Annotated in this window: 8 protein-coding genes; 2 read left to right on the top strand and 6 right to left on the bottom strand. The window is 66.5% G+C overall.

Annotated elements, in window-relative coordinates; all coding sequences use genetic code 11:
* The first annotated feature begins 309 nt into the window (after positions 1–309).
* On the top strand, positions 310–1,524 hold the full coding sequence (locus MJD61_17025) for a hypothetical protein (GenBank protein MCG8556965.1): 1,215 nt from the start codon (positions 310–312) through the stop codon (positions 1,522–1,524).
* On the opposite strand, the gene MJD61_17020 is transcribed toward MJD61_17025, so the two are convergent.
* The 6 genes from MJD61_17020 to MJD61_16995 form a co-directional block, all read right to left on the bottom strand.
* On the bottom strand, positions 1,488–2,144 hold the full coding sequence (locus tag MJD61_17020; protein MCG8556964.1) for a non-canonical purine NTP pyrophosphatase: 657 nt from the start codon (positions 2,142–2,144) through the stop codon (positions 1,488–1,490). The two genes, MJD61_17025 and MJD61_17020, sit on opposite strands and share 37 nt — an antisense overlap.
* A complete protein-coding gene (gene rph, locus MJD61_17015) occupies positions 2,141–2,887 on the bottom strand; it encodes a ribonuclease PH (GenBank protein ID MCG8556963.1) in 747 nt (248 codons plus the stop codon). Before rph ends, MJD61_17020 begins: the two co-directional genes overlap by 4 nt.
* Positions 2,884–4,452 carry an ATP-binding protein gene (locus tag MJD61_17010; protein MCG8556962.1) on the bottom strand — a complete coding sequence of 523 codons (1,569 nt, stop codon included), beginning with the start codon at positions 4,450–4,452 and terminating at the stop codon, positions 2,884–2,886. Before MJD61_17010 ends, rph begins: the two co-directional genes overlap by 4 nt.
* A 51-nt stretch (positions 4,453–4,503) precedes the next feature.
* Positions 4,504–7,323 carry a tetratricopeptide repeat protein gene (locus MJD61_17005; protein ID MCG8556961.1) on the bottom strand — a complete coding sequence of 940 codons (2,820 nt, stop codon included), beginning with the start codon at positions 7,321–7,323 and terminating at the stop codon, positions 4,504–4,506.
* Positions 7,324–7,394: 71 nt separating this feature from the next.
* Positions 7,395–7,778, bottom strand: coding sequence for a hypothetical protein (locus tag MJD61_17000; protein ID MCG8556960.1), 384 nt, complete (start codon positions 7,776–7,778; stop codon positions 7,395–7,397).
* A gap of 371 nt (positions 7,779–8,149) precedes the next feature.
* Positions 8,150–8,899: a DUF547 domain-containing protein gene (locus MJD61_16995; GenBank protein ID MCG8556959.1), complete on the bottom strand. Its 750-nt coding sequence runs from the start codon at positions 8,897–8,899 to the stop codon at positions 8,150–8,152.
* A gap of 123 nt (positions 8,900–9,022) precedes the next feature.
* Here MJD61_16995 and MJD61_16990 point away from each other — a divergent pair.
* A partial coding sequence (locus tag MJD61_16990) for an alpha/beta hydrolase (GenBank protein ID MCG8556958.1) occupies positions 9,023–9,394 on the top strand: 372 nt, incomplete at its 3' end.

The following is a 9,394-nucleotide window of genomic DNA, read 5'->3' as shown; positions in this document are numbered from 1 at the left end:
GGTTCGACCATGCGGCTCGGTTCGACCATGCGGCTCGGTTCGACCATGCGGCTCGGTTCGACCATGCGGCTCGGTTCGACCATGCGGCTCGGTTCGGCAGGGCGCCGGAAGCTGGTGACCGATGCGGGCTAGCTTAACACGTCGGCCACAGGTGGGAAGGGTAGTATTTGGGAGCCGCTAGTCTAGCTCGCGTGGGTGAAGCTGTTCCGGCGCACGGGTTCACTGTGCAGTTTTCCGACGGGTGTCGTCGCAGTCGGTGTAGACTTGGAGCTCGAAGTTCGCACCCGGTACGGGAGCTAGGGGCTCGCCATGGTCAAATCGACACGAGCGGTTGTCAGTCCAGTCATGCTCGCCTTGGTGTTCGGTCTTTGGACAGCCTCGAGATCGCTTGCACAGGTTGCCCCCAGGTTGGACCTGGCGCGCGGTCCGATGGCCACGTCGGGCCGCATCACGGGGCTGGCCGGGGCCTATGCAGGCATCGGCGATGGGCTGGAAGGCTATCGTCGCAACCCTGCAAGCATGGCCAACCGCGGCTACGAAGCGAGTGGCTGGTTCCACCCGAGCATCTTCTTTGCCGGTATGCGATCCGTGTCCAATATCGACTACGACAACGACGACGCCCGCTCGGCAACCGACCAAGGCATCGACGGCTTCAGCACCGGCCTCCGCCTTGCGCTCGGTCACTTCGCACTCGGGGCGATGTACTGGACGCGTACGCACACGGCGTCGGCGGGACCCTCAGAGCTCGATGCGCAGCATAGGGAGGTCACGTTCATGGCCGGTTTGGCCCTCGGTGAGGGCCGGATCTTGGTCGGGGCTGGAGGCGGTCCGCGCACCTTTACCTTGTCGGCGCCCGGTCTGCCCGACGTGGACTACCAGACGCTGTTTGCGGATGCCGGCATTCTCTATCGGCCCATGGTGCGCAACTGGAGGATCGGTGCCCGCTTGAGACTTCCGGCTTCAGCCAAGCTGGCGGCCGGCTCGCCCGGCGGCTACCCGAGCCTCGCTGCCAATCCACCGGGAAGCATGCTGGCGCAACCGCTGCCTTCCCGCGTGCTGTATCCCTGGGAACTGAACGTGGGTGCAAGCTATATGTTCCGCGCAGGCGAGCGACAGCGAAATCCCCCGATTGGGGGCTGGGATGCCTGGGGCGCGAAACGTCACTTGCCGGACCGGCGCTACGTCCTGGTGGCCGCGGATCTGACCGTGGACGGATGGACCTCCAACACCGTTGGGATGGAGAGCTACTTCGATGGTCCTGCCGGTCACCGGCCGGCTGGCAAGATGGGCATCGGTCTGCATCTGGGCGTCGAGAGCGAGGCCATCCACAACCGCATGCGGGTTCGGGCCGGTACCTACACCGAGTCGAGCCGCGCGACCGGCAAGGTCTTCAGTCGGGTCCACTTCACGGGCGGCATGGACGTGTACCTTATTGACTTGTGGCTCTTTGCCATCCGGGTGGGGGTCGCTGCCGATGTCGCGCCACGCTACAGCAACTTGCAGGTCGGCTTGGGTCTTTGGTAGCCGAGGCGGGTCTGCAAGTGCGTCCGCATGGTAGCCGCAGCTCGGGCACGATGACTGATGCGGTTTTTGGTTTCCGGATCGACCTCCGCCATGGTGAGCGTCATGCCTCGCGGCACGAACAGCGGATCGTAGCCAAACCCTCCGCGTCCGCGAGGCTGGAGCGCGACCCGGCCCTCACACACTCCGTGCGCGATCTGGACACGCGGGCGCAACGAGGCAGCCGGCTCCGCGAGTGCGAGCACGCAGCGGAAGCGAGCGCTGCGAAGATCCAAGGGCACCCGGTCGAGCCGTGCCAGCAGTGCGCGGTTGTTGTCCTCGTCGCTCGCCCTGGGGCCGGCGAAGCGCGCCGACACTACACCCGGAGCGCCGCCTAGCGCGTCGACCTCCAGGCCGCTATCGTCGGCGAGCGCGAGCAGACCGCTGGCGGTTGCGAGCACGCACGCCTTGTTGCGGGCATTGTGCTCGAAGCTCTCCCCGTCCTCGTCCACGCGCGGTAGCGAGCCAAACTCGCTCGGCGTCAACAGCGAAAGCGGCAGTCCCTCAAACAGCCGGCGCAACTCCGCGACCTTGCCCGGGCTGCGTGTTGCGACGAGCAGGTGCAGGCAGGGAGACTCGGTCATGCGAGCAGTTTCCCGAGATCGACGCCCGCCTTGTCGAGCACTTCGCGCTGCAACTGGGCGAGCTTGGGAATCGCCTGGCTTGCCAGTTCCACGAGGCCATCGAGATCGATCCGATCGATGGGCGCGCCCTCGGCCGTACCCTGAAGCTCGATCAAGCGGCCGGACTCCGTTCCAACCAAGTTCAGATCGATCTGCGCGTCCCGATCTTCGGTGTAGCAGAGGTCGAGCATCGGCTCGCCATGGACGATGCCGACGCTGATAGCCGCCACCGGTTCCCGCAGCACTCCTGCCCCCACGACGCCCCGCCGCCGCAGGCCTTCCAGCGCAAGACTCAGGGCCACGAACCCACCGCTGACCGCTGCCGTGCGGGTACCTCCGTCTGCGTCCAGTACATCGCAATCGATCGATACTTGCCGCTCGCCGAGTTTTTCGCGCACCAGCACGCCGCGCAGCGAACGTCCGACGAAACGCTGGATCTCGTGGCTGCGGCCGCCCAATTGGTTGCGGCTCTCCCGCCGTTGACGCTGCTGGCTGGCTCTCGGATGCATAGCGTATTCGGCCGTGACCCAACCACGACCGCTTCCGCGCAGGAACTCCTTGACCCCCTCTTCCACCGAGGCCGCGATCAAGACCCGCGTGCCGCCGCACGTGTAGAGCACGGAGCCCTCCGGAAAGCGCTGGAAGCCTGTCTCCAACCGAGCCGAGCGCAGCTGCTCCGGTGCTCTACCGTCCGCGCGCTTCATGCACCCGCTTCCAATGTGCTCGATCCGCGATCCTTCATCATATCTTCCCCGGCCAAAGGGAGCCATAGCTCGAATTCGGTGCCGGAGCCAGGTTCGCTGCGGCAGCTGAGGCGACCCCCGTGCGCGGCCATGATCTGCTGGCTGAGCGGGAGTCCCAACCCAGTGCCGAGCTTCTTGGTGGTGTAGAACGGATCGAAAATGCGCTTTTGCTCCGCAGGCGCGATGCCCGCTCCGTAGTCCTTGACCAAGACGGCCACGCCGGTCCGATCACGCCCGACGCGGAGCTCGATGCGCCCACCCGCGGGCATGGCCTCGAGCGCGTTGCGGAGCACGTTGAGCAGGGCCTGGCGAAATTGGGCTTCGTCAAACACCAAGGAAGGGAGGCCCGGCTCGGTGGTATGCACAAGCTCCACGTTGGCGGCCGAAAGCTCGGGCTGTACGAATCTCGCCACGGCGTCCACCGCCGCCGCCAGGTCGGCCGATTCGAAGTCCGGGTTGGGCAGGCGCGCTACGCGCAGGTACTCGCCGGTGATCTCGGTCAGGCGCTCGATCTCACCATGAATCGCGCTAAGCAGCGCTTTGGCCGCCGCGTTGGAGCCGGGCACCTCTTCTTCGAGCAACTCCAGGTTGAGCCGCATGCTATTGAGCGGGTTGCGAACTTCGTGCGTGACGTGAGCCGCCATTCTGCCGACGGCCGCCAGACGCTCGCTCTGAATTGCCCGCTCGGTTGCCTCACGCAGACTGGCGTCGCGCGCACTCAGCGCCGCGACCATACGCTCGAAGTCGCGAGCCAGGCGACCGATCTCATCATCCCGCGCCGGACCCAGATGACGGGCAAAGTCCCCCCGGGAGACGGCCTCCACGCGCTCCTGCAGGCGCGGCAGCGGCGACAGCACGCGTTGAGCCCACCAGGTTACTGCGACGCCCACCGCCAGCGCCACCAAGGCCAGCGCAGCCAACACCCATACGGACTGCATCTCCTGGCGGGAGACCGCGAGCCCCGTGGCTTCCACCTGCGTCTGAATCGTGGACCAAACCTCACGCAGTTGTCGCGCGCTGCTCTGCTCGCGCGCCCGCAAGTGAACCAGAAGCCCGTGAGCCCGCTCCTTGTCCTGGGCGGCAAGGGCTCGAAACAGCTCGTCGAAACCTGTGTCCCCCTCCCCGTAGGCGCGTTCCACCGAGGTGATCTCGGCCTGTAGACGCTCCAACGTACGCTGTTCGGCTGCCGGGGGATCGAGCCGATAGATATGCACGATCTCGTCCAGCGCACGTCGGATCGTGGCCGGGCGCACGCGGCGCGCCGTGTCGATCCAACGCTGTGTCGCGATCCAGTCGCGCTCGGGCAGCCGGTCGAGCAGTGTCCCGAACACCGCCTGAGTCGCGCGTGCCTCACCGACGGTCAGGGCAAGAGGCAAATAGCCGCCGTGCAACAGCCGCAGCGTGGCCGCGGTACGTTGGTGCTGAAGGATGCTGGCGACCAACACCGCGCCGGAGACGGTGAGCACCAGGGCGAACCCCAGAAAAACGCGGGTCGGAATTGACAGACGCGGGCCTCTTGCCACCATCGCGGTTTCCAGGTTGCCACAAAAGCAGGCGCTTTTCTTTGTGGCGCCGGATCAGCGGCCGAGTAGCCCCCTCAAGTGCACGTGCAGCGAGGCATTGGCCCGGATGGCCCTGCGGGCGGCTCGGCGCGCTTGTTTTCGCTGCCCCAGTGCCAGCAGCGCGTTCGCGCGACCGAGATGCACGAGCCCGGGACGCGGGTGGCCCGTCATGAGCGCCACGCCGAGCTCTTGCAGTGCTTCCTTGGGCCGTTTGCTGTGCAGATAGCCCATCGCCAACAAGCGATGGGATTCTGCTCGCGCGGGATCCACGAACCGGGCCATCTCGCCGTACCTAACGAGCTCATTCCACGCCTGCTGCTGTTCGAGCAGCGTGAGCAGCTCGGCCGAGACCTCGCGTCCGTGCTGATCCAGGATTGCCAGGGCCTTGAGAGCACGCAATCGCAACTGTGTGTCCTCGACGGCGCCGGCCAGTCGAAGCAGCGCCTGCCAGGCATCCAAGCGCTCTGGGTCCAGCCGGATCGCTGCATCGAGCTGCTTTCTGGCCGCGTCGAAACGGCGCCGGGCGAGTGCGCTGTGCCCCAACAAGAGCCGGATGACGTAGCTATCCTGGCCGGACGCGACGATCCGCTTCAGGTGTCGCGCCGCGACGAACGGTCTGCGTGACGCTACGGCTAGACGCGCGAGAACGAAGTGGGCGATCGGGTTCGCGGGATCCAGTTCGAGGGCGCTGCGCGCGTGCTGGGTTGCCTGCTCGTGCTTGCCCGCCCGGAAACAGCCGGCGGCGAGCCCCGCAAGCGCCGCCGGATTCCGGGGTGCATTCCGGGCTGCCTCCTCGAGCGCCGGCAAATCCGCATAGCGCGCGAAACGCACGTCAAACTCCTTCTCCCGCTTGGCAAGACGGCGCCGGCAGTGCGTGCGGAAGGCCCGATCAAGCTCGCCCGCTTCCGTGCCCAGCACGCTGGCCACGAGCTCGCTCGTGCGCCTGCCCTCGCCCCATCCCTTGAGGAGCTGCACGACCTTGCCGAAGCCGAAGCGCTCCACCACGTAGCGCACGAGCCTGTAGGACGCGTAGTAGGCGTCCATGACCTGCTCCATGCTCCCGGCGCGTGTGAATGCGGCGTTGAAATCGAGCAGCGAGGGAATGCGATCGTCGACGATCGCTTCCCACAACCGGTGGTCCTGTTCCCTCTGCCATTCATCACGGGCCACGCTGGTTTCGTATTCGGCCAACCCCTCGGTAAACCAACGTGGCACGCGGTTGCGAGACAGCTGGACGTGAAAGACGTGCGCCAGCTCGTGCCAGGTGATCTGGCCCCAGTTGAACGGGCCACCCGCTGGTGACAACACCGTCACTACTTTGCCGAAGCACACCCCTTGCACGCCAGCGCGGGGCAGTCCCGTGGTGCGCAGCGAGAAGTGCTCGGGGTGCGCGTAGAGCTCGACGTGCACGGGGCCCTCGGGCTTGAAGCCGTACCGCGCCGCCATCTGCCGGTAGGCTTGGCGCAGGGTCGGAACAAGGTAGCGCTGCAGCAGCTGGCGCTCGCTGCGATGCATACGGAAGCGGAAGGGATGCGCGTCGAACTGGACGTAATCCACATCGATCACGTCGTCGTACAGGTTCAGGAGGTTGAAAACGCGCACGTTGAAGCGGTCGCGCTTCCAGGCGCGTTGCAGTGCCCGTCGACCCTGCCGCTCGCGGCCCATGCGTAGCAGGTTGATGCCTAGGGCAGCGTGAGCCAGCGCATCGTCTGGGTCGATGCGCAGGGCTTTTTGGGCTAGCTGCACGAGCTCGGGGTAGCGGTGCTCCCATTCCGCGTAGTCGGCGATCGTGCTGTACAACCGGCTGTAGCGTGGGTTGAGGGAGAGCACGCGCTGCTGGGCGGCGGCAAAGCCAGGCTCGTCGTCGGCAAGGAAGCGCGCCGCCGCCTGTACGCTCAGTGCCAGCAGGCTCCGTGGATTCACTTCGAGCGCGCGCGCCAGATGGTGATCCGCCTGCTCGATGTCCATGTCTCGCAGGGCCATGCCTGCGCGTAGCACGTGAGCGCGCACCAGGTTGGGATTGATCCGCAGTGCCTTGCTCACGGCCTGCTCCGCGGCTGCGAAGTCGAAGGCTTCGGCCAGCCTGGCCTGACCAAACAGGACCAGCGCCTCGGCGTGATTTGGATTGCGGCGCAGCACCTTTTTCAGGCCAACGAGCGCCTGCCGCGCATCGTACTTCTCAAGGAACAACCTCGCCCACTCGACCTCGATCTGTGCCAGTTCGGGTGCTGCGCGGGTGGCATCCCGGAACGCCCGATTCGCGTCCTGCAGAGCGCCGAGCCCCCAAGCCGCCATCGCGACCAGCGCCATCCCGGGCCCGTCGTTGTCGCGGATCCGGTGGGCATTGTACGCCGCCACGACGCGGGCGAAGTACTTGCGTGCTCGCTTCCGCTGGCCGCGTCCGTCAAGCAACCTGCCAAGCACTACGCGTGCTCGGTGCGCGCCGAACCACGAGACCAAAGCACGTAGTGCACGCTCCGCCTCGTCCAGACGACCGCGAGCGATGAGCGCTTCGGCCGCCAGCGTGCGCGCGGCCGTCCGTAGTTTCTTGGGCCCCGCAACCCGCATCGCCGATCGGTATGCGTCGTCGTGGCGGCCGGTTTCGAGCTGTACGCGGGCCAGGCCCATCCACGCCTTGGCGCCCCCGCGCGAGCGCGTCGCCTGAAGAAACAGACCTTCGGCACGTTCGTAGTGCCCGCGGAGCAGCGCAAGCTCGGCCTGCCCAAGGCGCAGCGACGTAGACGTGGGCGCGGCAGGTTGTGCCGCTAGCGAGGAAGCGAACAGCAACGGTGTCGCAATGCCCACAAGGACGGTCCAGACGAACAACCGTGCCAAGGCAGCAACGGCTGTGCGCCGGGTCGCTCGCGCGAGCCCGTTGAAGGGGAACCTGCGCGTTTTTGTGAGCACTACCTGCCGGCCGGCGTGCACGCGGGTGGGGACGTTGTCGTGGGGTCTTGAACACAGCCGAGACCGGCCAGGGGATCGTAGCCGCCGCACCTGCCGTCGAGTCGACAGCATCCCGGAAGCTCGAAGCCCATCACCGTGAAGCCAGGGCAGCTGGGGTCGCGTTCGCCCGGTTGCGCCAGCGGAAGGCAGGTACCTGCCAAACGCGGCTCGTAGGCACCGAGATCGAGACCACACTGGCCCGCTTTGCCCATCGACCCGTCCGTGCAGCAGCTGCTGCCGAGCAGGGCGGCAGGGCAGGCGCCGCAGCCCGCCGCTTCGACCGGCGAGGCATCGCCGACCGGTTGAGCGGAGCCCGCGTCCAGCGTGTCTGCGTCGGACCGCATGCCGCCGTCCATTGCCGCGCCAGCTTCGGCTGTTCGCACAGGGACCGGTTCCACACCGACTCCTCCGCTGCCGGTTAGCTCCGCCTTGGCAGCTTCGTGCGCGTCGAAGCAGCCGGTGCAACAGCAAGCCAATGCGATGGCTGCAACTCGCCAGGCTATCGTCCCACTGTGCCAGGACCCTCCGGCAAGGGGTGTTATCCGCTGCGCAGGCGGGGATGCGTTGAGCGATTGCAAAACGGTAGCTTTCGTGTCCCAGAGGCGGCGCGCTGGCACACATCCGTCGACGCGGTGCCACGACAGCCGACACGCCGCCCCTCTCTTCTAGTGCAGTGTAGCGGCTGGCAGCGCATGGCGCACATGAACGAGCGCCCCTACGGCCCGCGCGCATCGTTGAGACGCCAGTCGTAATCCCCCTTTACGATGGGCGTGCTTTGAGGCAGACCCGCCAGTCGGGAGCGCGCATATCGCTTGAGCCATGCCAGCAGCGAACTCGCTTCAGTCTCGAAGTCCTTCCGGAACCAGAAGAAAACGGGCGACACCGCGAGCTGAGCCGGACCGATTCGGACGTGGCGCGGACTCGTGACAACGTTGCGAGCAAGTCTGTCCAGTGTTGCTTGCAGCGTGCGCTGGCGGAAAGCGTGGGGGTGCAGAGGCGGGCAGCTGCGTGCGGCGCAGTTGAGCGCCATGTGCACGCGAGCGTCGCGAAACCGCTTGCGGATGATGTCGTGCTCGATTTCATCGAGCGTGCGCCGCTCGCCCGCGATGCGATGCCGCTCCTTGTTGAAGAAGCCGGGAATGTCCATGACGCTGCGTAGCGGGTAGCGCCGTACGACCGAGCTGACCACGAGCGCGTTGTATGCGTTGAGCCACGCGGCCAGTGGCTCGGAGCTGCTCATGGACGCAATCGAGTGAACGAAGCTCGCGAGATCGCCACGCGCGTCTCTATCCGCTTTGAGCTTGGCATAGTTGACGCCTCGTTGTCCGGCACAGCGCGACAACACGCGCTCCCAGGGACTCGCGTCGAGTGCTCGAGCGTCCTGCGCAATCAGCAGCAGCGCAGCGGCGAGCGCCACGTCGCACAGGCGCGCAAGCCGGCTCTTGTGCTCAATCGCTGGTCTCATGGCAGGTCGCGCAGGCACTGCTAGAGGTCGTTCCTGCGGCTGAGAGCGTTACGTGGGGCCGAGTCAGGAGTCGGAGTCTCCGGAGCAAGGTGATCCGCACAGCGTTAGGGTACCCTTAGCACTGTGCCATGGGCACGCACCAACGCCGGGGAGATCTACTACGACCTGCGGGGCTCGGAAGCCGCCCCGGTGCTCGTTCTAGTGCGCGGCTTGGCATGGTCGAGTCGTTACTGGCTGACCCTACCGGGACGCTTTGCAAGCAGTTACCGTGTTCTGACGCTGGATAGTCGCGGCGCGGGCGCGAGCAGCGCTCCGCTTGGGCCCTACTCGATCGGCGCCATGGCAGACGACGTTGCCGCAGTGCTCGACGCGGCCGGCATCGGTCGCGTGCACCTCTTTGGTCTTTCGCTTGGCGGGATGATAGCGCAGCAGTTCGCTCTGCGGCATCGCGAGCGGCTGGGATGCCTCGTCCTCGGCGCCACCAGCGCCGGCGGC

This window comes from Pseudomonadota bacterium, from assembly GCA_022361155.1.
In the GTDB taxonomy this organism is placed as follows: Bacteria; Myxococcota_A; Polyangia; order Polyangiales; family JAKSBK01; genus JAKSBK01.
This window is presented reverse-complemented; position numbering and strand designations above follow the sequence as displayed.

What these genes read in the sequence shown, in the direction of transcription:
- MJD61_17025 (MCG8556965.1), top strand. Translation starts at nt 310, where the DNA reads ATGGTCAAATCGACACGAGCGGTTGTCAGTCCAGTCATGCTCGCCTTG.
- MJD61_17020 (MCG8556964.1), bottom strand. Translation starts at nt 2,144, where the DNA reads ATGACCGAGTCTCCCTGCCTGCACCTGCTCGTCGCAACACGCAGCCCG.
- rph (MCG8556963.1), bottom strand. Translation starts at nt 2,887, where the DNA reads ATGAAGCGCGCGGACGGTAGAGCACCGGAGCAGCTGCGCTCGGCTCGG.
- MJD61_17010 (MCG8556962.1), bottom strand. Translation starts at nt 4,452, where the DNA reads ATGGTGGCAAGAGGCCCGCGTCTGTCAATTCCGACCCGCGTTTTTCTG.
- MJD61_17000 (MCG8556960.1), bottom strand. Translation starts at nt 7,778, where the DNA reads ATGCGGTCCGACGCAGACACGCTGGACGCGGGCTCCGCTCAACCGGTC.
- MJD61_16995 (MCG8556959.1), bottom strand. Translation starts at nt 8,899, where the DNA reads ATGAGACCAGCGATTGAGCACAAGAGCCGGCTTGCGCGCCTGTGCGAC.